Genomic DNA, 22,183 nt, shown 5'->3' with positions numbered 1-22,183 from the left:
GCGGAGCCGACATCCGGAGGTGTGCGCGGTGCTGAGTGAACGCAGGCTGCAGGTGTTGCGCGCCATCGTCCAGGACTACGTCGGGACCGAGGAGCCGGTGGGCTCCAAGGCCCTCACCGAGCGGCACAACCTCGGTGTGTCCCCCGCGACGGTGCGCAACGACATGTCCGCGCTGGAGGAGGAGGGCTACATCGCCCAGCCCCACACCAGCGCGGGGCGGATCCCCACGGACAAGGGCTACCGGCTCTTCGTCGACCGGCTGGCCGACGTGAAGCCGATGACCCAGCCCGAGCGGCGGGCCATCCAGAACTTCCTGGACGGCGCCGTCGACCTCGACGACGTGGTGGCCCGCACGGTGCGGCTGCTGGCGCAGCTCACCCGCCAGGTCGCGGTCGTCCAGTATCCGTCGCTCACGCGTTCGGCGGTGCGGCACGTCGAGCTGCTGGCGCTCGCGCCGGCCCGGGTGATGCTGGTGCTGATCACCGACACCGGCCGGGTCGAGCAGCGCATGATCGACTGCCCCGCCCCGATCGGCGAGAACACCCTGGCCGACCTTCGGGCCCGGCTCAACAGCCGGACCACGGGACGCCGGTTCACCGACGTTCCGCAGCTGGTGCAGGACCTGCCGGAGGCCTTCGACCCGGAGGACCGCGGCACGGTCTCCTCGGTGCTCTCCACCCTGCTGGAGACGCTCGTCGAGCGGACCGAGGAGCGGCTGATGATCGGCGGCACCGCCAATCTGACCCGCTTCACACATGACTTTCCCCTCACCATCCAGCCCGTCCTGGAGGCCCTCGAGGAGCAGGTCGTGCTCCTCAAACTCCTTGGCGAGGCGAAGGATTCGGCCATGACCGTCCGTATCGGTCATGAGAACGAGTACGAGGGGCTCAACTCCACGTCCGTCGTGTCGGTGGGCTACGGTTCGGGCGGCGAGGCAGTCGCCAAGCTCGGCGTGGTCGGACCGACCCGCATGGATTACCCGGGAACGATGGGAGCAGTACGCGCAGTGGCACGGTACGTCGGACAGATCCTGGCGGAGTCGTAAGTGGCCACGGACTACTACGCCGTACTCGGCGTACGCCGCGACGCGTCCCAGGACGAGATCAAGAAGGCGTTCCGGAGGCTCGCGCGCGAGCTGCACCCGGACGTCAATCCCGATCCGAAGACGCAGGAGCGGTTCAAGGAGATCAACGCCGCCTACGAGGTGCTCTCGGACCCGCAGAAGAAGCAGGTCTACGACCTCGGCGGCGACCCGCTCTCCCAGGCCGGCGGCGCCGGCGCGGGCGCGGGCGGCTTCGGGGCCGGCGGCTTCGGCAACTTCTCCGACATCATGGACGCCTTCTTCGGCACGGCCTCGCAGCGCGGACCGCGCTCGCGGACCCGCCGCGGCCAGGACGCCATGATCCGGCTGGACGTCGAGCTCACCGAGGCGGCCTTCGGGACCACCAAGGAACTCCAGGTCGACACGGCCGTGGTGTGCAACACCTGCCACGGCGAGGGGGCCGCGCCCGGCACCTCCGCGCAGACCTGTGACATGTGCCGCGGCCGCGGCGAGGTGTCCCAGGTGACGCGGTCGTTCCTCGGCCAGGTCATGACCTCGCGGCCCTGCCCCCAGTGCCAGGGCTTCGGCACGGTCGTGCCCAACCCGTGCCCCGAGTGCGCGGGCGACGGCCGGGTCCGGTCGCGCCGGACGCTGACCGTGAAGATCCCGGCAGGTGTGGACAACGGCACCCGGATCCAGCTCGCCGGCGAGGGCGAGGTCGGCCCGGGCGGCGGCCCGGCGGGCGACCTCTACGTCGAGATCCACGAGCTGCCGCACGAGACGTTCCAGCGCCGCGGGGACGACCTGCACTGCACGGTCACCATCCCGATGACCGCGGCGGCCCTCGGCACCAAGGTGCCGCTGGAGACGCTCGACGGGCACGAGGAGGTCGACATCCGGCCGGGCACCCAGTCCGGGCAGTCGATCCCGCTGCACGGGCGCGGCGTCACCCACCTGCGCGGCGGCGGACGCGGCGACCTCATCGTCCACGTCGAGGTCATGACGCCGACCAAGCTGGACCCGGAGCAGGAGCGGGTGCTGCGCGAGCTGGCCAAGCTGCGCGGGGAGGAGCGGCCCACCGGGCAGTTCCAGCCCGGACAGCAGGGCCTGTTCTCCCGCCTCAAGGACGCGTTCAACGGGCGCTGAGGCGCCCCGCACCGGAGCCGTCGCGGACCTCGTGCCGCGGCGGCTCCCGGTCGTTCCCCCCCCGTGGTCCCCGCCCCGATCGCCCACCCCGACGTACCCTCTCCGACCGCCCACCCCGTTCCACCGCACCAGGAGGCGCCGTGACCGCCCCCGTCTTCGTCGTCGACGAGCTCGTCCCCGGCGGGCCCACGTTCCTGCTGGAGGGGCCCGAGGGCCGGCACGCCGTGTCGGTGAAGCGACTCCGGCCCGGCGAGGCGGTGGTGCTCACCGACGGCCGGGGGCGCTTCGCCGAGGGCGTCGTCCAGGCCGCGGAGGGCAAGGACCGGCTGCTCGTCGGCGGGCTCGCCGAGGTGCGGGAGGAGCCCGTGCCGAGCCCGCGGATCACCGTGGTGCAGGCGCTGCCCAAGGGCGACCGGGGAGAGCTGGCCGTGGAGACCATGACCGAGACCGGGGTGGACGCGATCGTCCCCTGGGCGGCGGCCCGGTGCATCACCCAGTGGCGCGGCGAGCGGGGGGCCAAGGCGCTCGCCAAGTGGCGGGCCACCGCGCGGGAGGCGGGCAAGCAGTCGCGGCGCACGCGGTTCCCCGAGGTCGCGGAGCTCGCGAACGGCAAGCAGGTCGCGGCGCTGCTGGCACGGGCCGACTTCGCGGCGGTGCTGCACGAGGACCGGGACTTCCCCGGTGAGGCGCTGGCCACCTGCGAGCTGCCGGCGGAGGGGGAGATCGTGCTGGTCGTCGGCCCCGAGGGCGGGGTCGCGCCGCAGGAGCTGGAGCTGTTCGCGGAGGCGGGAGCGGGGGCCTACCGGCTGGGACGGAGCGTGCTGCGGACCTCCACGGCGGGCACGGCCGCGGTCGCGCTCCTCCTCGGCCGCACGGGACGCTGGTCCTGACGGTCCCGCGCCGCCCGCGCGGTCGTGCCGTGCACGCCGCGGGCAATCCTGCCGCCGGGCGGCACGGGTGCGGGAAACCCCTGTTGGGGAAGGAGCCCCGGTGCTTAGGCTGACGGGGTGACAGAGTCTGCCTCGACGCTCGCTCCCGCATACCTCCGCTACCCGCACCTGCACGGCGACCTCGTCGCGTTCACCGCCGAGGACGACGTCTGGGTCGCCCCCCTCGACGGGGGCCGTGCCTGGCGGGTCAGTGCCGACAACGAGCCGGTGAACCACCCGCGGATCTCCCCGGACGGCGCGCACGTCGCGTGGACCTCCACCCGCGACGGCGCCCCCGAGGCGTACGTCGCGCCCGTGGACGGCGGCCCCGCGCGACGGCTGACCCACTGGGGCGCGCCCACCACCCGGGTCCGCGGCTGGACCCCCGACGGACGGGTCCTGGTGACCTCCGCGCACGGACAGGCCACCCTGCGCCGCTCCTGGGCCCGGGCCGTACCGCTGGACGGCGGCCCCGCGGAAACCCTGCCCTACGGCCCCGTCGGCGACGTCGCGTTCGGCCCGCGCACCGTGCTGCTCTCCGCGCCGATGGGGCGCGAGGCGGCCTGGTGGAAGCGCTACCGCGGCGGTACCGCCGGCAAGCTGTGGATCGAGTCCGAGGAGACGCCGGGCGAGTTCGCCCGCCTCCACGAGGACCTCGACGGCAACATCGAGAACCCCCTGTGGGTGGGGGAGCGCCTGGCGTTCCTCTCCGACCACGAGGGCGTCGGCGCCCTGTACTCCTCCCTCGCCGACGGCTCGGACCTGCGCCGCCACACCCCGGTCGGGGACGACGTCTTCTACGCGCGGCACGCCGCCACCGACGGCAGCCGCGTGGTGTACGTCTCGGCCGGCGAACTGTGGCTCCTGGACGACCTGGACGGCGCCGGGCCGCGCCGCCCGGAGATCCGTCTCGGCGGCCAGCGCCTCGACCTCCAGCCCTACCCCGTCACCCCGTCCCGCTGGCTCGGCGGGTTCGCCCCCGACCACACCGCCCGCGGCAGCGCCGTCACCGTGCGCGGCGCGGTCCACTGGGTCACCCACCGCTCCGGCCCGGCCCGCGCGCTGGCCGCCGAGCCGGGCGTGCGCAACCGGCTGGCCCGCGCCTTCCGGGTCGACGGCGAGGAGTGGGCGGTCTGGGTCACCGACGCCGAGGGCGAGGACGCCCTGGAGTCCGCGCCCGCCACCGGGCCCGCCGCCGGAGGCCCGCGCCGGATCGCCGGCGGACGGCTCGGCCGGGTGCTGGGGCTCACCGTGGCGCCCGACGGCGGCCGGTTCGCCGTCGCCTCCCACGACGGGCGGGTGCTGCTGGTCGAGCGGGAGAGCGGCGAGGTCCGCGAGGTCGACCGCAGCGAGAACGGCGACTGCTCCGGGCTGGTGTTCTCGCCCGACTCGGCCTGGCTGGCCTGGTCCCACCCGGGCGTCGGCGAGCTGGCCCAGCTGAAGCTGGCCAACACCGCCGACCTGTCGGTGGTCGAGGCGACCCCGCTGCGGTTCAAGGACTTCTCGCCCGCCTTCACCCCCGACGGCAAGCACCTCGCCTTCCTGTCGGCGCGCGCCTTCGACCCGGTCTACGACGAGCACGCCTTCGACATGGCCTTCGTCGGCTCGAACCGCCCCTACCTGATCACCCTGGCCGCGGCCACGCCGTCCCCCTTCGGCCCGCAGCGGCACGGACGCCCGGTGGACGCGCCCGACAAGGACGAGACCCCGGAGAGCGAGGGCACGCCCGCCACCCGGATCGACCCGGAGGGCCTCGCCGACCGGATCGTGCCCTTCCCGGTGGAGGCCTCCCGCTACACCGCGCTGCGCACCGCCAAGGACGGCGTGCTCTGGCTCCGCCACCCGGTGCGGGGCGTGCTCGGCGCCTCCCGGGCGACGCCGGACGACTCCGGCCCCAAGAGCGAGCTCGAGCGCTACGACCTGGCCCAGCTGCGCCTGGAGACCCTCGGCGACGACGTCGACGCCTACGCCGTCAGCGGCGACGGCAAGCGGCTGGCGGTGTGGGGCGGCGGCCGGCTGCGGATCGTGCCCGGCGACCGGCGGGCCTCCGGCGACGACGAGCTCACCGTGGACCTCGGCCGGATCCACCAGCTCGTCGACCCGGCCGCCGAATGGCGGCAGATGTTCGACGAGACCGGCCGCCTGATGCGGGACAACTTCTGGCGCCCCGACCTCGGCGGCGTCGACTGGCAGGCCGTCCTGGACCGCTACCGGCCGGTCGTCGAACGGGTCGCCACCCACGACGACCTGGTCGACCTGCTCTGGGAGGTGCAGGGCGAACTCGGCACCTCGCACGCCTACGTCACCCCCACCGGCCAGGGCGGCGACGAACGGCAGGGCCTGCTCGGCGCCGACGTGTCCCGGCACGAGGACGGGCAGTGGCGGGTCGACCGGGTGCTGCCCTCGGAGACCTCCGACCCCAAGGCCCGTTCCCCGCTGGCCGCCCCCGGGGTGGCCGTGCGGCCGGGCGACGCGATCGTGGCCGTCGGCGGGCGGCCCGTCGACCCGGTGCGCGGGCCGTGGCCGCTGCTGGCCGGCACCGCGGGCAAGCCGGTCGAGCTGACCGTCGCCCCCGCGGACGGCGGCGCGCCCCGGCACACCGTGGTGGTGCCCACCGACGACGAGGAGCCGCTGCGGTACCACGCCTGGGTCGCCGACCGGCGCGCCCACGTCCACGAGCTCAGCGGCGGCCGCCTCGGCTACCTGCACGTGCCCGACATGATGGGCGCGGGCTGGGCGCAGATCCACCGCGACCTGGTCGTCGAGGTCGCCCGCGAGGGGCTGATCGTCGACGTCCGGGAGAACCGGGGCGGGCACACCTCGCAGCTCGTCGTGGAGAAGCTGGCGCGGCGGATCGTCGGCTGGGACGTGCCGCGCGGCATGCGGCCGATGAGCTACCCGCAGGACGCGCCGCGCGGCCCCGTGGTCGCCGTGGCGAACGAGTTCTCCGGGTCGGACGGCGACATCGTCAACGCGGCGATCAAGGCGCTCGGCATCGGGCCGGTGGTCGGCACCCGGACCTGGGGCGGGGTCGTCGGCATCGACAGCCGGTACCGGCTGGTCGACGGCACGCTGGTCACGCAGCCCAAGTACGCGTTCTGGTTCGAGGAGCTCGGCTGGGGCGTCGAGAACCACGGCGTCGACCCGGACGTCGAGGTGGTGTGCACGCCGCAGGACCACGGCGCGGGCCGCGACCCGCAGCTCGACGAGGCCGTGCGGATCGCGCTGGAGGCGCTGTCACGCACCCCCGCCAAGACGCCGCCGTCGCTGTGACCGCCGGCTGACGGCGGCCGGCCCGGCCGGCCAGGCCGGCACCGGCTGACACCGGGCGCGGCCCCCGCCCTCCGCGGGGCCGCGCCCGCCCGCCTCCGCTCCCGGCTGCCGCACCCGACCTCGTGGTGTCGGACCCGGACGCTACGATGACCGTGCGTGAACGATCACGACCGAGGAGGGCCCATGGCCGGGGAGCCGCAGGACGACTGCCTGTTCTGCAAGATCGTCGCGGGGACCATCCCCGCCAACGTCGTGCGGGAGACCGACACGACCGTGGCGTTCCGGGACATAAACCCGCAGGCCCCCACGCACGTCCTGGTGATCCCCAAGGCGCACCACGCGGACGCCGCCGCCCTCGCCGCCGAGGCCCCGGAGATCGCCGCCGACGTGCTGCGCGAGACCCGTGCCGTGGCCGAGGCGGAGAAGCTGGACAGCTACCGCACGATCTTCAACACCGGGTCCGGCGCCGGCCAGACGGTGTTCCACGCGCACGCCCACGTGCTCGGCGGCCGCGGCCTGCAGTGGCCCCCCGGCTGACCGGGGGCGGCGAGCGTGTCCGTGCGTGAACTGGTGGTGCTCGGCACCGCCAGCCAGGTCCCGACCCGGCACCGGAACCACAACGGCTACCTGCTGCGGTGGGACGGCGAGGGCATCCTGTTCGACCCCGGCGAGGGAACCCAGCGGCAGATGCTGCGCGCCGGGGTCGCCGCGCACGACCTCAACCGGCTCTGCGTCACCCACTTCCACGGCGACCACTCCCTCGGCCTGGCTGGAGTCATCCAGCGGATCAACCTCGACCGGGTCCCGCACCCCGTCACGGCCCACTACCCGCGCTCCGGGCAGCGCTTCTTCGACCGGCTGCGGTACGCCACCGCCTACCGGGAGACGGTCCGGCTCACCGAGGCGCCGGTCGACTCCGACGGCCCGGTCGCCGAGACCGCCGGGTACACGCTGGAGGCCCACCGCCTCTCCCACCCCGTCGAGTCCTACGGCTACCGGCTGGTGGAGCCCGACGGCCGCCGGATGCTGCCCGAGCGGCTCGCCGCGCACGGCATCACCGGCCCCGACGTCGGCCGCCTCCAGCGGCAGGGCGAGCTGAACGGCGTCACCCTGGACGAGGTCAGCGAGGTGCGCCGCGGTCAGCGGTTCGCGTTCGTCATGGACACCCGGCTCTGCGACGGCGTCCACCGCCTCGCCGAGGGCTGCGACCTGCTCACCATCGAGTCCACCTTCCTCGACGAGGACGTGGCCCTCGCCGACGAGCACGGGCACCTCACCGCCGGCCAGGCGGCCCGGGTCGCCCGCGACGCAGGCGTCCGCCACCTGGTCCTCACCCACTTCAGCCAGCGCTACCCGGACCCGGAGGAGTTCGAACGGCAGGCCCGGGCGGCCGGCTTCGAGGGGGAGTTGACCGTGGCCCGGGACCTCCAGCGGGTGCCGGTACCCAAACGGGTCTGAGGTCGATCCAGGACACTGCGGGACTTCTGCGTATCATCCTTTGATGCCCATCCCCAAAGCCGAACTGCACCTTCACATCGAAGGCACCCTGGAGCCGGAGCTTGCCTTCGAGCTCGCCGAGCGCAACGGCGTCGCCCTGCCGTACCCGAGCGTCGACGCGCTGCGCGCCGCCCAGGCCTTCGAGGACCTGCAGTCCTTCCTCGACCTGTACTACGCCTGCATGGCGGTGCTGCGCACCGAGCGGGACTTCGAGGACCTCGCCGACGCCTACCTGCGCCGGGCCGCCGCCCAGGGCGTGCGGCACGCCGAGATCTTCTTCGACCCGCAGGCCCACCTCGCCCGTGGCGTGGAGATGGGCACCGTGGTCGAGGGCCTGGGGCGCGCCCTGGCCCGGAGCGAGGAGACCCACGGCGTCTCCACCCGGCTGATCATGTGCTTCCTGCGGGACGAGTCCGCCGAGTCCGCCCTGGAGACGCTGGAGCTGGCCCGGCCGCACCTGGACCGCATCACCGGCGTCGGCCTGGACTCCGCCGAGGTGGGGCACCCGCCGGTGAAGTTCCGGGAGGTCTACGAGGCCGCCGCCGCGCTCGGTCTGCGCCGGGTCGCGCACGCCGGTGAGGAAGGGCCCGCCTCCTACATCACCGAGGCGCTGGACGTGCTCGGCGTCGAACGGGTCGACCACGGCCTGCGGTGCATGGAGGACCCGGCGCTGGTGGAACGCCTGGTCCGGGAGCGGATCCCGCTGACCCTGTGCCCGCTCTCCAACGTGCGGCTGCGCGCCGTCGACGTCCTGGAGCAGCACCCGCTGCCCGCCATGCTGGAGGCGGGGCTGATGTGCACCGTCAACTCCGACGACCCCGCCTACTTCGGCGGCTACGTCCAGGACAACTTCGACGCCGTCCGCGACCGGCTGGGGCTGGACCCGGAGCGGCTGCGGGAGCTGGCCCGCAACTCCTTCCTCGCCTCCTTCCTGGAGGACGACGAGGAGCGCCGGGCCCGCTACCTCGCCGAGGTCGAGGCGTACCAGTTCCCCGCCTGAGCCCGGCCGCGCACGACGACGGCCCCAGCACCGTGGACGCGGTGCCGGGGCCGTCGCCGTACGCGGCGGGCGGGTGCTAGAAGCCCAGCTTGCGCAGCTGCTTCGGGTCGCGCTGCCAGTCCTTGGCGACCTTCACGTGCAGGTCCAGGAAGACCGGGGTGCCCAGCAGCGCCTCGATCTGCTTGCGGGACTTGATCCCGACGTCCTTCAGACGCTGCCCCTTGGGGCCGATGACGATGCCCTTCTGGCTGGAGCGCTCGATGTACAGGTTGGCGTGGATGTCCAGCAGCGGCTTGTCGGCCGGCCGGTCCTCGCGCGGCAGCATCTCCTCGACGACCACGGCGATGGAGTGCGGCAGCTCGTCCCGCACGCCCTCCAGGGCGGCCTCGCGGATCAGCTCCGCGATCATCACCTGCTCCGGCTCGTCGGTGAGGTCGCCCTCGGGGTAGAGGGCCGGCCCCTCCGGCATCAGCGGGATCAGCAGGTCGGCGAGGAGGTCGACCTGCTTCCCGGCGGTCGCCGAGACGGGGATGATCTCCGCCCAGGTGATGCCCAGCTCCTTGCCGAGCTGGTCCACCGCGATCAGCTGCTCGGCGAGCTGCTTGGAGTCCACCAGGTCGGTCTTGGTGACGATCGCCACCTTCGGGGCCTTCTTGATCGCCGCGAGTTCCTTGGCGATGAAGCGGTCGCCGGGGCCGATCTTCTGGTCGGCGGGCAGGCAGAAGCCGATGACGTCGACCTCGGCCCAGGTGGTGCGGACCACGTCGTTGAGCCGCTCGCCGAGGAGGGTGCGCGGCTTGTGGAGCCCGGGGGTGTCCACCAGGATCAGCTGCGCGTCCGGGCGGTGCACGATGCCGCGGACCGTGTGCCGGGTGGTCTGGGGGCGGTTGGAGGTGATCGCCACCTTCTGGCCCACCAGCGCGTTCGTGAGGGTGGACTTGCCCGCGTTGGGGCGGCCCACGAAGCAGGCGAAGCCGGCCCGGTAGAGGTCCTCGGACGGCTGCGGTGACTGTGTACGAACGCTCATGCCGCCCATTCTCCCCGATCCGGCGGCGCCCTCGTACCGACGGCCGCCCGCACTCCCCTCCGGCCACCGTGACCCGTCCCACTCCGGCCGCGGGGCGGGGCTCGGCCCTCACGCCGCGTGAGGCCGGAGGGTGGTGCGCGTGAGCGCGGGCCGGGAGTGGCGGCAGGGCGCCGCCGCGGGCGAACAAGCCGTTGCCGCAGGGGTGTTGACCCGTCACCGTGGAGTGAGCAGGATCCGCGCATGGCCGCCGACGCGCTTCCCCCGTTCCCGCCCGGCTTCCTCTGGGGCGCCTCCACCTCCGCGCACCAGATCGAGGGCGCCGTCGACGCGCGCGGGCCGTCCGTGTGGGACGTCTTCGAGGCCCGCCCCGGCGTGATCCGCGACGGCTCCACCGCCGCCGTCGCCTGCGACAGCTTCCACCGGCACCGGGAGGACGTCGCGCTCCTCGCCGGCCTCGGCATGAACGCCTACCGGTTCTCCGTCTCCTGGCCCCGCGCCGACTCCCCGGGCGGCCTCGACCACTACGAGCGCCTGGTGGACGACCTCCTCGCGGCCGGCGTCCGCCCGGTGCCGACCCTGTTCCACTGGGACCTGCCGGCCTCGCTGGACTGGCTGGACCGCGACACCGCCGCCCGGTTCGCGGAGTACGTCGAGCGCGTCGCCGCCCGCCTCGGGGACCGGGTACACACCTGGATCACCCTGAACGAGCCCGCCGAGCACACCGTCCTCGGCCACGCCCTCGGCGTGCACGCCCCCGGCCGCACGCTGCTCTACGACGCGCTGCCGGTGGCCCACCACCAGCTGCTCGCGCACGGCCTCGCGGTCCGCGCCCTGCGCGCCGCCGGGGCCACCGACGTGGGGATCGCCGCCTCGCACAGCCCCACCTGGCCGCTGACCGGCGACGAGGCGGACCTGGCCGCCGCCGACCACTACGACGTCCTGATGAACCGCGCGTTCTCCGACCCGCTGCTGCTGGGCCGCTACCCGGAGGGGCTGGAGCAGCTGATGCCCGGCGACGTGGCGGCGGACCTGGAGGTCGTCTCCGAGCGGCTCGACTGGTACGGCGTGAACTACTACGCGCCCTCCCTGGTCGGCGCCCCCACCGGGGAGAAGAGCGCCTACGGCACCTTCGACGTGCCCGCCGGGCTGCCGTTCGCGCTGCACGAGATCGAGGACCGGCCCAGGACCGCGTTCGGCTGGCCGGTGGTCCCCGAGGGCCTCACCCAGACCCTCACCGGTCTGCGCGACCGCTACGGCGACCGCCTCCCACCGGTGATGATCACCGAGAACGGCTGCTCCTACCCCGGCCTCGACGACCAGGAACGGATCGCCTACCTCGACTCCCACCTCCGCGCCCTGCACCGGGCGATCGAGGAGGGCGTGGACGTGCGCGGCTACTTCGTCTGGTCGCTGCTGGACAACTACGAGTGGAACGAGGGCTACCGGCAGCGGTTCGGGCTGGTGCACGTCGACTTCGACTCCCCGGAGCGCACCCGCACCCCCAAGGCCTCCTACGCCTGGCTGCGGGACGCCCTGCGGGCCCAGAGGTGACGACGGCGTCCGGGGCGGGCCCGCTGCCGGGCCCGCCGGACCCGCTGGCGGAACCGTCCGCGCGGGTCCGGGGCGGCTGGACCGCCTCCCTGTCGCTGGCCAACGCGGCGATCTGGATCGGCTGGTACGGCCCCATCCAGATCCTGCTCGCCTCCCAGGCCGCCGAGTACGCCGCCGGCCACGGCATGTCCAAGGAGACGATGCTGGCCTGGGTGACCGGCGCCGGAGCCATGGTCGCGCTGGTCGCCAACCCGGTCTTCGGCGCCCTCTCCGACCGCACCGCCTCCCGCTTCGGCAGGCGCCGCCCGTGGACGCTCGCGGGCGCCCTGCTGGGGGCGCTGTCGCTGCTGCTCCTCGGCCAGGCGCGCGGCCTGTGGACCATGGTCGTCGCCTGGTGCCTGGTCCAGCTCACCCTGAACGCCGCCTTCGCCGCCGTCACCGCGGCGGTCCCCGACCGGGTGCCCCGGCTGCAGCGCGGCACGGTCGGCGGCTGGCTGGGCGCCGCCCAGATCCTCGGCGTGGTGGCCGGCACCGGGCTGGCCACCCTGACCGGGGGCGTCGCGGCCGGGTACGCGGCCTGCGCCGCCTGCGCGGCGCTCGGCGTGCTGCCGTACCTGCGCCGGCCGGAGGCGCCGCTGCCGGCCGCGGCGCGCCCCGCGTGGTCGGCGCGCGGCTTCCTGGCCGGGTTCCTCCTCGACCCGCGACGCCACCCGGACCTGGCGTGGGCCTGGCTGACCCGGTTCCTGGTCAACCTCGCCAACGCCGTCGGGCTGCTGTACCTGCTCTACTTCCTGCGCGACGCGGTCGGCCACCGCGACCCGGAGCAGGGCGTGTTCGTCCTCACCGCGATCAACGCGGCGGCGCTGCTGGCCACGGTGGTGGCCGGCGGCGCCTGGTCGGACCGGACCGGCCGCCGCAAGCCGTTCGTGCTGGGGTCGGGCGTGCTGATGGCGGTGGCCACGGCGCTGCTGGCCGGCTGGCAGACCTGGCCGGGCGCGATCGCCGCCGCGGTGCTCCTGGGGATCGGGTTCGGGATCTTCACCTCGGTGGACTTCGCCCTGATGACGGACGTCCTGCCGGAGGCGGCGGCGCGCGGGCGGGACCTCGGCGTGATCAACATCGCCAACTCCCTCCCGCAGGTGCTGGCTCCGGCCCTGGCCGCACCCGTGGTCGCCCTCGGCGGCTACACGTCCCTCTTCCTCGCCGCGACCGTGGCCGCCCTGGCGGGCGCGGTCCTGGTCCACCGGATCCGCGGCGTCGCCTGAACGAGGGGACGGCCGGGCCGCCGGGCCGCCGGGCCGGGCAGCGGCGGGTCGCCCGCGGCCCGGGTCCGGCCCGCCCTGCGGCCCGGACCGTGTGCCGGGGGCGCCGGATGGGGCAGACTGGCCGGAACCGCACCACCGGCAAGAAGGCTCCGCCCGTGAAAGCGTCCACGCAGCCCCAGCCCCAGCCCCACGACGCCCCCGCCCCGCAGGGCACCGCCCCGCTGGGCACCTCCCCCCGGGACACCGCCCCGCAGGGCACCGCCCCCCGGGACGCAGGCCAGCAGGACACCGGCCCCCAGGTCGACCCGCTGGCGGCCCTGCGCGGCCCGGACGAGCCGCCCTGCGACGTGTTCCTGACCGGCACCGTCTTCCTGGACATCATCTTCACCGGCCTGGAATCCGCCCCCGTCCGCGGCACCGAGTCCTGGGCGCGGGGCATGGGCTCCAGCCCCGGCGGCGTCGCCAACATGGCCACCGCCCTGGCCCGCCTGGGCCTGCGCACCTCGCTCGCCGCCTCCTTCGGCGACGACCACTACGGCGAGTACTGCTGGGACGCGCTCGAGCAGGGCGAACGGATCGACCTCTCCCCGTCCCGCACCGTGCCCGGCTGGCACTCCCCGGTGACCGTCTCCATGGCCTACGAGGGCGAGCGGACGATGGTGTCGCACGGCCACGAGCCGCCCGAGGAGGCCCAGCCCGCGCCCGCCCTCCCGCCGCGCTCCCGGGCGGCGGTCGCCTCGCTGGCCCCCGGCCGCCGCGAACCCTGGGTGACGCACGCCGCCGAGGCGGGCGCCCTGATCTTCGGCGACGTCGGCTGGGACGACACCGGCGCCTGGGACCTGGCCGACCTCCCGGACCTCGCCCGCTGCGAGGCGTTCCTGCCCAACGCCGACGAGGCGATGCGCTACACCCGCACCGACTGCCCGCGCCGCGCCGCCCACGCGCTCGCCGAGCACGTCCCGGTCGCGGTGGTCACCCTCGGCGGGGACGGCGCCTACGCGGTGGACGGCCGGACCGGCGAGTCGGCGGAGGTGCCCGCCATCGCGGTGGAGGCGCTGGACCCCACCGGGGCGGGCGACGTGTTCGTGGCCGGGTTCGTCACCGGCACGCTGGCGGGCTGGCCGCTGGCCGACCGGCTGGCGTTCGCCGGACTGACGGCGGCGCTCTCCGTGCAGGACTTCGGCGGCTCGCTCTCGGCGCCCGGCTGGGCCGAGGTCTCCGCCTGGTGGCGGACCGTGCAGTCCCTGGAGGGGCAGGACCCGCAGGGTCTCGGCCGGTACGCGTTCCTCGACGGGCTGATCCCCGACCCGCTGCGCCGGGACACGGCGCCCTGGCCGCGCCGACGCGCCGTCCCCACCATCGGGTTCCGCCGTTCCGGGTGACCCCAAAACCCCTGGGGTGTTGACCGTGACCCGTCGTACCCTGGGATACGGAAGGCCCACCTGTGGCGGGCGAACTCCAGCGAGGAGGATGTGCAGGCCTGCGGGCCGGCCCATGACGCAGACACCCCAAGCACCCGGTCCCGGCGAGGGACCCGCACGCGCGCAGATCACCGTCCCCGCGAAGCACCCCATGGTGACGGTGCTGGGGTCCGGCGACTCCCTCCTGCGCGTGATCGAGACGGCCTTCCCCGGGGCCGACATCCATGTCCGGGGGAACGAGATCAGCGCGGTGGGCGACCCGAGGGACGTGGGGCTCATCCAGCGCCTTTTCGCAGAGATGATGCTGGTGCTCCGCACCGGGCAACCGATGACGGAGGACGCCGTGGAACGTTCGATCGCCATGCTCAAGGCCGGTGGAAGCGGCGAGGCCGAGGAGACGCCGGCGCAGGTGCTCACCCAGAACATCCTGTCGTCGCGAGGCCGCACCATCCGCCCCAAGACGCTCAACCAGAAGCGCTACGTCGACGCCATCGACAAGCACACGGTCGTCTTCGGCATCGGACCGGCCGGTACGGGCAAGACGTACCTGGCGATGGCGAAGGCAGTGCAGGCCCTGCAGTCCAAGCAGGTCAACCGGATCATCCTCACCCGCCCGGCGGTCGAAGCCGGCGAGCGGCTCGGCTTCCTGCCCGGAACGCTGTACGAGAAGATCGACCCGTACCTGCGCCCGCTGTACGACGCACTGCACGACATGCTCGACCCCGACTCCATCCCCCGCCTGATGGCGGCCGGGACGATCGAGGTCGCGCCCCTCGCCTACATGCGCGGCCGGACGCTCAACGACGCCTTCATCATCCTGGACGAGGCGCAGAACACCTCGCCCGAACAGATGAAGATGTTCCTCACCCGTCTCGGCTTCGACTCCAAGATCGTGATCACCGGTGACGTGACCCAGGTCGACCTCCCGGACGGCACCAAGTCGGGTCTGCGCCAGGTGCAGCACATCCTGGAGGGCGTCGAGGACGTCCACTTCTCCCGGCTGTCGTCCCAGGACGTCGTCCGGCACAAGCTGGTCGGACGTATCGTCGATGCCTACGACAAGTACGACAGCACGCACGGCACGGAGAACGGCGCCCACAAGGGCGGCCGCGGCCGGGCCGGGCACAAGGGGAAGTAGAGCCGACCAGCACCATGGCGATCGACGTCAACAACGAATCGGGCACCGAGGTCGACGAAGAGGCGATCCTCGACATCGCCCGCTACGCACTCGCGCGCATGCGTATCCATCCCCTCGCCGAGCTGTCGGTGATCGTGGTGGACGCCGACGCCATGGAGCAGCTCCACATCCAGTGGATGGACCTGCCGGGTCCCACCGACGTGATGTCCTTCCCGATGGACGAGCTGCGGCCTCCGTCCAAGGACGCCGAGGAGCCCCCGCAGGGGCTCCTCGGCGACATCGTGCTCTGCCCGGAGGTCGCCGAGAAGCAGGGCAAGGAGGCGCCGACCGGGCACTCCATGGACGAGGAGCTGCAGCTCCTCACCGTCCACGGCGTCCTCCACCTGCTGGGCTACGACCACGAGGAGCCCGACGAGAAGGCCGAGATGTTCGGCCTCCAGGCCGCCATCGTGGACGGCTGGCGTGCGGAGAAGGGCCTCACCGGTCCGTCCCCGGCCCCGACCGTCTCATGAGCGTCCAACTGATCGTGGGCGTCGTCGCCCTGGTGATCGCCGGCTGGCTCGCCGCCTGCGCGGAGGCGGGCCTCGCCCGGGTGTCCAGCTTCCGCGCCGAGGAGGCCATACGCACCGGCCGCCGGGGCAGCGCCAAGCTGGCCCAGGTGGCGGCCGACCCCACCCGCTACCTCAACGTGGCGCTGCTGGTCCGCGTCGCCTGCGAGATGGCGGCCGCCGCCCTCGTCACCTACGCCTGCCTCGACCACTTCGCCGAGACCTGGCAGGCGCTGCTCACCGCCCTCGCGGTGATGGTGCTGGTCTCCTACGTGGCCGTCGGCGTCTCGCCGCGCACCATCGGCCGCCAGCACCCGCTGAACACCTCCACGGTCGCCGCCTACGTGCTGCTGCCGCTGGCCAGGATCATGGGCCCCGTCCCGTCGCTGCTGATCCTCCTGGGCAACGCGCTGACCCCCGGCAAGGGCTTCCGGCGCGGCCCGTTCGCCTCCGAGGCCGAACTGCGCGCCATGGTGGACCTGGCGGAGAAGGAGTCGCTGATCGAGGACGAGGAGCGCCGGATGGTGCACTCGGTCTTCGAACTCGGCGACACCCTCGTCCGCGAGGTGATGGTGCCCCGCACCGACCTGGTGGTCATCGAACGGTTCAAGACGATCCGTCAGGCCCTCACCCTCGCCCTGCGGTCGGGCTTCTCCCGGATCCCCGTCACCGGGGAGAGCGAGGACGACGTCATCGGCGTCGTCTACCTCAAGGACCTGGCCCGCCGCACCCACATCAGCCGCGAGGCGGAGGGCGAGCTGGTCACCACGGTGATGCGGCCGGCCGCGTTCGTGCCGGACACCAAGAACGCGGGCGACCTGCTGCGCGAGATGCAGCGCGACCGCAACCACGTCGCCGTCGTCATCGACGAGTACGGCGGCACGGCCGGCATCGTGACCATCGAGGACATCCTGGAGGAGATCGTCGGCGAGATCACCGACGAGTACGACCGGGAACTGCCCCCCGTGGAGGAGCTGGAGAACGGCTGCCACCGGGTCACCGCCCGCCTCGACATCAGCGACCTCGGCGCCCTCTACGGCGTCGAGGAGTACGACGACGAGGACGTCGAGACGGTCGGCGGCCTGCTCGCCAAGGCGCTGGGCCGGGTACCGATCGCCGGGGCCTCCTCCGTGGTCGAGCTGCCCGACGGCCGCCGGCTCAGGCTGACCGCGGAGTCCGCGGCCGGCCGCCGCAACAAGATCGTCACGGTGCTGGTGGAGCCGGTGGAACCGGAACCCGCCGAGGACGGGGAGCAGCGGGAGCGATGACCCCCCAGGAGCTGCGCGCCCTCTGCCTGTCGTTCGGCGGGGCGGTGGAGGACTTCCCGTTCGGCCCGGACACCTCGGTGTTCAAGGTGGGCGGCAAGCTGTTCGCCCTGACGGCACTGGACGCGCGGCCCCTGAAGGTCAACCTCAAGTGCGACCCCGACGACGCGCTCCGGCTGCGGCGCGAGCACGCGGGCCGGATCCTCCCCGGCTGGCACATGAACAAACGGCACTGGAACACGGTCACCGCCGACGGCGCGCTCCCCGACGCGCTCGTCCGCGAACTGGTCGAGGACTCCTACGACCTGGTGGTGGCCGGCCTGCCCCGGGCGGAGCGGCTGCGGCTGGACCGGCCGTAGAGCCGTTGTCCCCGGGGCCGCGCCCACGGCAGGATCGCGGGGCATGACGATCCGTTTCCCCGCGCCCCTGCGGCCCGGCGACCGCGTCGGCGTCACCGCCCCCTCCAGCGGCGTGCAGAAGCCGCTCCTGCCCCGCCTCGAGTACGCGCTCCAGGTCGTCCGGGACCGCGGCCACGAGGTGGTCGTGGGGGTGCTGGACGCGCTGGGCGGGCTCGGGGTGCCGATCGTCGCCGACGTCGAGTGCGGGCACGTACGGCCCTGGCTGCCGCTGGTCAACGGGGCGGCGGCACGGGTCACGTACGCCGCCGGGGGGCGGGGCGAGGTCGTCCAGACGCTGGCCTCACGGCCGGCGCGGAGCCGCGGCTCCGTATGCTCGGGGCATGACCGACAGCAGCGCGCACGACCTCGACCCCGAGGACCGCAAGATCGTGACCCTGGCCCGCTCCGCGCGGGCCCGCAACGGCGTGCCGGAGGGGGCCGCCGTGCGGGACGAGACCGGCAGGACCTACGTGGCCGGCACCGTCGCCCTGGACTCGCTGCGGCTGAGCGCGCTGCGGACGGCGGTGGCCATGGCCGTCGCCTCCGGGGCGAAGTCGCTCGAGGCGGCGGCCGTGGTGACCGGCGCCGGCCTTCCGGCCGAGGACCTCGCCGCCGTCCGCGACCTCGGCGGCGAGGGGACGCCCGTCCTGGTCGCCGGCCTCGACGGCGCCGTCCGCGAGACCCTCACCGCCTGAGCCCGAGCCGACGCCCGAGCCGGCCTGCCCTCAAGCCGACTTGGCCTCGAGCCGTTTTGGCCCCGAGCCGTCCCGCGCTCGCGCCGTCCCGCGCTCGCGCCGTCCCGCGCTCGCGCCGTCCCGCGCTCGCGCCGTCCCGCGCTCGCGCCGTCCCGCGCTCGCGCCGGCTCGCCCCCGAGCCGTCCCGGCGTCTGAGCCGGCCCGTCCCCTAGAAGGAGCCCGAGCCGGCCTGTCCCCGAGCCGGCCCGTCCCCGCGCCTGAGCGGGAGCCTGAGCCGGCCCGTCGCCGGGGCGGAGCCGGAGCCCGGGCGGCACGGGCGTGGACTGGGCGGCCTGGGCGGCTACGCCCGCGTTCCCTCGGCGAGGACGCGGGTGGCGAGGTCGCGGCCGGCGGGGGAGAGGTCGTGCTCGTCGGCCTCCAGGACGCGGTCGTCGACCGCGATCTCGTAGCGGAAGCCGTCGCGGACGGGGGAGTCCCCGGGGGGCCGCCCCCCGCCCGCGGCCAGCGCCGCCTCGGCGAGCGCCTGCCACCGCTGTGCCTCCTCGGGCGGAAGGTCCGCCGTGTCGACGACCGCCCGACGGACCAACCCGGCGAACCCACCCGACCGCGTCACCTCGATACGCATGGCACCTGTCTAGCGCATCCGCCGCCCCCGCACGCGGTTCTCACGCCTCCCGGCGCAGAACCCCGACCTCCTGCCACGCCTTCTCCACCGCCTGAGCCTCCGCGCCCTCGCCGAACCGCGTGGCCGCCGCCTTCAGCGTGAGCCGGGCGAAGTCGGCGAACTCGGCGTCCGCCTTGAGGGCGCCGCCGGTCAGCACGTCGTACCAAATCAGCCCCGCCTTCTCCCAGGCGTGACCGCCCAGCGCCGTGGCGGCCAGGTAGAACGCCCGGTTGGGGATGCCGGAGTTGATGTGGACGCCGCCGTTGTCCTGACGGGTGTCGACGTAGTCGTCCATGGACCCCGGCTGCGGGTCCTTGCCGAGGACGTCGTCGTCGTACGCGGTGCCCGGCTCCTTCATGGAGCGCAGCGCCTTGCCGGTGACCCGCGGCGCGAGCAGCCCCGCGCCCACCAGCCAGTCCGCCTCCGCGGCCGTCTCGCCCTTCGTGTACTGCTTGATCAGCGAGCCGAACACGTCGGAGACCGACTCGTTGAGCGCCCCGGACTGGCCGTAGTACTCGAGGTTCGCCGTGTACTGCGTGACGCCGTGGGTGAGTTCGTGGCCGATGACGTCGACCGGGATGGTGAAGTCCAGGAAGACCTCGCCGTCGCCGTCGCCGAAGACCATCTGCTCGCCGTTCCAGAAGGCGTTGTCGTACTGCTCGCCGTAGTGGACCGTGGCGTCCAGCGGGAGCCCGCGGCCGTCGATGGAGTCGCGGCCGTACACCTTCAGGAAGAGGTCGAAGGTGGCGCCGAGGCCCGCGTAGGCGCGGTTCACGCTGGCGTCCCGGCCCGGCTCCTGGCCCTCCGCGCGGACCTTGGTGCCGGGGAGGGTCTCGCGGTTCTCCGCGTCGTAGATCGTGCGCTGCGGCTTGCCGGCCTCCGCGGCCTCCGGACGGGCCACCGCCCGGGCGCCGGCCACCGCGGTCAGCCGGCGGCGGGTGCGCTCCAGGGAGTCGCGCTCGCGGGTGCGGCGGGCGGGCCCGGAGAGGAGTTCGTCACCGCTTCGGGAGAGCGTGTCGAGGATGTGTGGGGGGATGATCGTGCAGAAGACCCGATTTGTGCTCATACCTCACCATGATTGCGGTGAGTTATGGCAATGTCACTAGAGGTGACGACAAGTGATCCAAGAAAGCCGCTGGTGATCGAGGGTGTCGCTTCTTTTGTGGTATCGGGCACCTTTTGACCATGTGCTCCCACGGGTCCCGCATACTGATACGCGAGCGCGCATCGTGGCGCGGCTCGGCTAGGCTGCGGCACATCATGCGGTACGGGCTGCTCCTCCTTAGCTGCCGCGGCGAGGGTCTGTAAGTCGCAAGGCCGACCCCCTCCCCGCGGTGTCCGGCGTTGCTGCCGTCAGTCGGCCGTCCTCCAGGACTTCCCGTCCATCCGGACACCCAAGGAGCCGAATCCGCCATGGTGAACCGCCAGAAGCCCTCCTCGATGCCGATCCACAAGTACGGCCGGTACGAGCAGGTCGACATCCCCGACCGCACCTGGCCCGACCAGCGCGTCACCGTCGCCCCCCGCTGGCTCTCCACCGACCTGCGCGACGGCAACCAGGCCCTGATCGACCCGATGTCGCCGGCCCGCAAGCGCGCCATGTTCGACCTGCTGGTACGCATGGGCTACAAGGAGATCGAGGTCGGGTTCCCCGCCTCCGGCCAGACCGACTTCGACTTCGTCCGCTCCATCGTCGAGGACGAGGACGCCATCCCCGAGGACGTCACCATCTCGGTGCTGACGCAGGCCCGCGAGGACCTGATCGAACGCACCGTGGAGTCCCTGAAGGGCGCCCGCCGGGCCACCGTCCACCTGTACAACGCCACCGCGCCGGTCTTCCGCCGGGTCGTCTTCCGCGGCTCCCGGGACCAGATCAAGCAGATCGCCGTCGACGGCACGCAGCTGGTGATGGAGTACGCCGAGAAGCTGCTGGGCCCCGAGACCTCGTTCGGCTACCAGTACAGCCCCGAGATCTTCACCGACACCGAGCTGGACTTCGCGCTGGAGGTCTGCGAGTCGGTCATGGACGTCTGGCAGCCCGGTCCGGACCGCGAGATCATCCTCAACCTGCCCGCCACCGTGGAGCGTTCGACGCCGTCCACGCACGCGGACCGGTTCGAGTGGATGCACCGCAACCTGTCCCGCCGCGAGTTCGTCTGCCTGTCCGCGCACCCGCACAACGACCGCGGCACCGCCGTCGCCGCCGCCGAACTGGCCGTGATGGCCGGCGCGGACCGCGTCGAGGGCTGCCTGTTCGGCCAGGGCGAGCGCACCGGCAACGTCGACCTGGTCACCCTGGGCATGAACCTCTTCTCCCAGGGCGTCGACCCGCAGATCGACTTCTCGGACATCGACGAGATCCGCCGCACCTGGGAGTACTGCAACCAGATGGAGGTCCACCCGCGCCACCCGTACGTGGGCGACCTGGTCTACACGTCCTTCTCCGGCTCCCACCAGGACGCCATCAAGAAGGGCTTCGACGCCATGGAGGCCGACGCGGCCGCCCAGGGCGTCACGGTGGACGACCTGGAGTGGGCGGTCCCGTACCTGCCGATCGACCCCAAGGACGTCGGCCGCTCCTACGAGGCGGTCATCCGGGTCAACTCCCAGTCGGGCAAGGGCGGTGTGGCGTACGTCCTGAAGAACGACCACAAGCTGGACCTGCCGCGCCGGATGCAGATCGAGTTCTCGAAGATCATCCAGGCCAAGACCGACGCCGACGGCGGCGAGGTCACGCCCAAGGACATCTGGGCGATCTTCCAGGACGAGTACCTGCCCAACCCCCGGAACGCCTGGGGCCGCATCCAGGTCGAGACCGGCCAGTCCACCACCGACCAGGACGGCGTCGACACCCTCGCCGTGCGCTGCACGGTCGACGGTGAGCCGACCGTGCTGACCGGTACCGGCAACGGTCCCATCTCGGCCTTCTTCGACGCCCTGCAGAACATCGGGATCGACGTACGCCTGCTGGACTACCAGGAGCACACGATGAGCGAGGGCGCCTCCGCGCAGGCCGCCTCGTACATCGAGTGCGCCGTCGGGGACAAGGTGCTGTGGGGCATGGGCATCGACCCCAACACCACGCGCGCCTCGCTGAAGGCGGTCGTCTCCGCCGTCAACCGCGCGTCGCGCTGACCTCCCGGCGGGCGTGTCCGTCCGCTCCGGTCCGAGCGCTCCGCCCGGGGCCCGTCCACCGCCCGCCGACACCGGCCGGCGGCGGGCGGGCCCCGGCCCTTTCCGGCCACTTGGCCCCGGATGATCACGGAAAGGTCTCGTCCGGGGGCTGACGGGGCATCGGTGGTGTGGCTAACATCACGCCGAGCG

General features: G+C 73.5%; 19 protein-coding genes and 1 pseudogene. 17 read left to right on the top strand and 3 right to left on the bottom strand.

The window, feature by feature from the left end; genetic code table 11:
- Positions 1-28: 28 nt before the first annotated feature.
- The 7 genes from hrcA (at position 29) to ABZ836_RS04775 (ending at position 8,887) form a co-directional block, all read left to right on the top strand.
- Positions 29-1,045 carry a heat-inducible transcriptional repressor HrcA gene (gene hrcA / locus ABZ836_RS04805; protein ID WP_356131535.1) on the top strand — a complete coding sequence of 339 codons (1,017 nt, stop codon included), beginning with the start codon at positions 29-31 and terminating at the stop codon, positions 1,043-1,045.
- Positions 1,046-2,188 carry a molecular chaperone DnaJ gene (gene dnaJ / locus ABZ836_RS04800; RefSeq protein ID WP_356131532.1) on the top strand — a complete coding sequence of 381 codons (1,143 nt, stop codon included), beginning with the start codon at positions 1,046-1,048 and terminating at the stop codon, positions 2,186-2,188.
- Positions 2,189-2,328: 140 nt separating this feature from the next.
- Entirely contained in the window at positions 2,329-3,078 is a 750-nt protein-coding gene (locus ABZ836_RS04795) for a 16S rRNA (uracil(1498)-N(3))-methyltransferase (RefSeq protein WP_361139242.1), read from the top strand.
- A 117-nt stretch (positions 3,079-3,195) separates the two neighbouring features.
- On the top strand, positions 3,196-6,390 hold the full coding sequence (locus ABZ836_RS04790; RefSeq protein WP_361139239.1) for a S41 family peptidase: 3,195 nt from the start codon (positions 3,196-3,198) through the stop codon (positions 6,388-6,390).
- A 183-nt stretch (positions 6,391-6,573) separates the two neighbouring features.
- Entirely contained in the window at positions 6,574-6,927 is a 354-nt protein-coding gene (locus ABZ836_RS04785; protein ID WP_356131523.1) for an HIT domain-containing protein, read from the top strand.
- A 15-nt stretch (positions 6,928-6,942) separates the two neighbouring features.
- The gene (locus tag ABZ836_RS04780) at positions 6,943-7,848 is read left to right on the top strand and encodes a ribonuclease Z (RefSeq protein WP_356131520.1); all 906 of its coding nucleotides are present in this window, start codon (positions 6,943-6,945) and stop codon (positions 7,846-7,848) included.
- A gap of 43 nt (positions 7,849-7,891) precedes the next feature.
- Positions 7,892-8,887 carry an adenosine deaminase gene (locus ABZ836_RS04775; protein WP_356131517.1) on the top strand — a complete coding sequence of 332 codons (996 nt, stop codon included), beginning with the start codon at positions 7,892-7,894 and terminating at the stop codon, positions 8,885-8,887.
- 76 nt (positions 8,888-8,963) lie between these two features.
- Here ABZ836_RS04775 and era read toward each other — a convergent pair whose 3' ends face one another.
- The gene (gene era, locus ABZ836_RS04770) at positions 8,964-9,914 is read right to left on the bottom strand and encodes a GTPase Era (RefSeq protein WP_361139234.1); all 951 of its coding nucleotides are present in this window, start codon (positions 9,912-9,914) and stop codon (positions 8,964-8,966) included.
- A gap of 240 nt (positions 9,915-10,154) precedes the next feature.
- Between era and ABZ836_RS04765 the strand changes: the two genes are divergently transcribed.
- From ABZ836_RS04765 to ABZ836_RS04725, 9 genes and pseudogenes are all read left to right on the top strand, one after another.
- Positions 10,155-11,465 carry a family 1 glycosylhydrolase gene (locus ABZ836_RS04765; protein WP_361139232.1) on the top strand — a complete coding sequence of 437 codons (1,311 nt, stop codon included), beginning with the start codon at positions 10,155-10,157 and terminating at the stop codon, positions 11,463-11,465.
- Entirely contained in the window at positions 11,462-12,730 is a 1,269-nt protein-coding gene (locus ABZ836_RS04760; RefSeq protein ID WP_361139229.1) for an MFS transporter, read from the top strand. The genes ABZ836_RS04765 and ABZ836_RS04760 overlap by 4 nt, the downstream gene beginning before the upstream one ends.
- A gap of 308 nt (positions 12,731-13,038) precedes the next feature.
- Positions 13,039-14,112 carry a PfkB family carbohydrate kinase gene (locus ABZ836_RS04755; protein ID WP_356131622.1) on the top strand — a complete coding sequence of 358 codons (1,074 nt, stop codon included), beginning with the start codon at positions 13,039-13,041 and terminating at the stop codon, positions 14,110-14,112.
- Positions 14,113-14,224: 112 nt separating this feature from the next.
- Positions 14,225-15,289: a PhoH family protein gene (locus ABZ836_RS04750; protein WP_356131506.1), complete on the top strand. Its 1,065-nt coding sequence runs from the start codon at positions 14,225-14,227 to the stop codon at positions 15,287-15,289.
- A gap of 14 nt (positions 15,290-15,303) precedes the next feature.
- The gene (gene ybeY, locus ABZ836_RS04745) at positions 15,304-15,801 is read left to right on the top strand and encodes an rRNA maturation RNase YbeY (RefSeq protein ID WP_361139226.1); all 498 of its coding nucleotides are present in this window, start codon (positions 15,304-15,306) and stop codon (positions 15,799-15,801) included.
- On the top strand, positions 15,798-17,105 hold the full coding sequence (locus ABZ836_RS04740) for a hemolysin family protein (RefSeq protein ID WP_356131503.1): 1,308 nt from the start codon (positions 15,798-15,800) through the stop codon (positions 17,103-17,105). The genes ybeY and ABZ836_RS04740 overlap by 4 nt, the downstream gene beginning before the upstream one ends.
- Positions 17,102-17,461: an MmcQ/YjbR family DNA-binding protein gene (locus ABZ836_RS04735; RefSeq protein WP_356131500.1), complete on the top strand. Its 360-nt coding sequence runs from the start codon at positions 17,102-17,104 to the stop codon at positions 17,459-17,461. Before ABZ836_RS04740 ends, ABZ836_RS04735 begins: the two co-directional genes overlap by 4 nt.
- 190 nt (positions 17,462-17,651) lie before the next feature.
- Positions 17,652-17,798 (top strand): annotated as a pseudogene (locus ABZ836_RS04730) (LD-carboxypeptidase); the annotation flags it as partial.
- A 43-nt stretch (positions 17,799-17,841) separates the two neighbouring features.
- Complete coding sequence (locus ABZ836_RS04725) at positions 17,842-18,195, top strand: cytidine deaminase (protein ID WP_356131497.1); 354 nt, start codon at positions 17,842-17,844, stop codon at positions 18,193-18,195.
- 340 nt (positions 18,196-18,535) lie between these two features.
- Here the strand turns inward: ABZ836_RS04725 and ABZ836_RS04720 are convergent, their stop codons facing one another.
- Complete coding sequence (locus ABZ836_RS04720) at positions 18,536-18,820, bottom strand: protealysin inhibitor emfourin (RefSeq protein ID WP_356131494.1); 285 nt, start codon at positions 18,818-18,820, stop codon at positions 18,536-18,538.
- A gap of 40 nt (positions 18,821-18,860) precedes the next feature.
- The gene (locus ABZ836_RS04715; protein ID WP_356131492.1) at positions 18,861-19,925 is read right to left on the bottom strand and encodes a M4 family metallopeptidase; all 1,065 of its coding nucleotides are present in this window, start codon (positions 19,923-19,925) and stop codon (positions 18,861-18,863) included.
- Between the two features lie 347 nt (positions 19,926-20,272).
- Between ABZ836_RS04715 and leuA the strand changes: the two genes are divergently transcribed.
- A complete protein-coding gene (leuA, locus tag ABZ836_RS04710; protein WP_356131489.1) occupies positions 20,273-21,994 on the top strand; it encodes a 2-isopropylmalate synthase in 1,722 nt (573 codons plus the stop codon).
- The last annotated feature ends 189 nt before the right edge of the window (positions 21,995-22,183 follow it).

Origin of the sequence: Streptomyces sp. NPDC047130, from assembly GCF_040643475.1 — a bacterium.
In the GTDB taxonomy this organism is placed as follows: domain Bacteria; phylum Actinomycetota; class Actinomycetes; order Streptomycetales; family Streptomycetaceae; genus Streptomyces.
The sequence above is the reverse complement of the archived record's forward strand: the minus strand, read 5'-3'. Positions and strand labels throughout refer to the sequence as shown.

What these genes read in the sequence shown, in the direction of transcription:
- ABZ836_RS04785 (WP_356131523.1), top strand. Translation starts at nt 6,574, where the DNA reads ATGGCCGGGGAGCCGCAGGACGACTGCCTGTTCTGCAAGATCGTCGCG.
- ABZ836_RS04775 (WP_356131517.1), top strand. Translation starts at nt 7,892, where the DNA reads ATGCCCATCCCCAAAGCCGAACTGCACCTTCACATCGAAGGCACCCTG.
- era (WP_361139234.1), bottom strand. Translation starts at nt 9,914, where the DNA reads ATGAGCGTTCGTACACAGTCACCGCAGCCGTCCGAGGACCTCTACCGG.
- ABZ836_RS04765 (WP_361139232.1), top strand. Translation starts at nt 10,155, where the DNA reads ATGGCCGCCGACGCGCTTCCCCCGTTCCCGCCCGGCTTCCTCTGGGGC.
- ABZ836_RS04750 (WP_356131506.1), top strand. Translation starts at nt 14,225, where the DNA reads ATGACGCAGACACCCCAAGCACCCGGTCCCGGCGAGGGACCCGCACGC.
- ybeY (WP_361139226.1), top strand. Translation starts at nt 15,304, where the DNA reads ATGGCGATCGACGTCAACAACGAATCGGGCACCGAGGTCGACGAAGAG.
- ABZ836_RS04740 (WP_356131503.1), top strand. Translation starts at nt 15,798, where the DNA reads ATGAGCGTCCAACTGATCGTGGGCGTCGTCGCCCTGGTGATCGCCGGC.
- ABZ836_RS04735 (WP_356131500.1), top strand. Translation starts at nt 17,102, where the DNA reads ATGACCCCCCAGGAGCTGCGCGCCCTCTGCCTGTCGTTCGGCGGGGCG.
- ABZ836_RS04725 (WP_356131497.1), top strand. Translation starts at nt 17,842, where the DNA reads ATGACCGACAGCAGCGCGCACGACCTCGACCCCGAGGACCGCAAGATC.
- ABZ836_RS04720 (WP_356131494.1), bottom strand. Translation starts at nt 18,820, where the DNA reads ATGCGTATCGAGGTGACGCGGTCGGGTGGGTTCGCCGGGTTGGTCCGT.
- ABZ836_RS04715 (WP_356131492.1), bottom strand. Translation starts at nt 19,925, where the DNA reads ATGAGCACAAATCGGGTCTTCTGCACGATCATCCCCCCACACATCCTC.
- leuA (WP_356131489.1), top strand. Translation starts at nt 20,273, where the DNA reads ATGGTGAACCGCCAGAAGCCCTCCTCGATGCCGATCCACAAGTACGGC.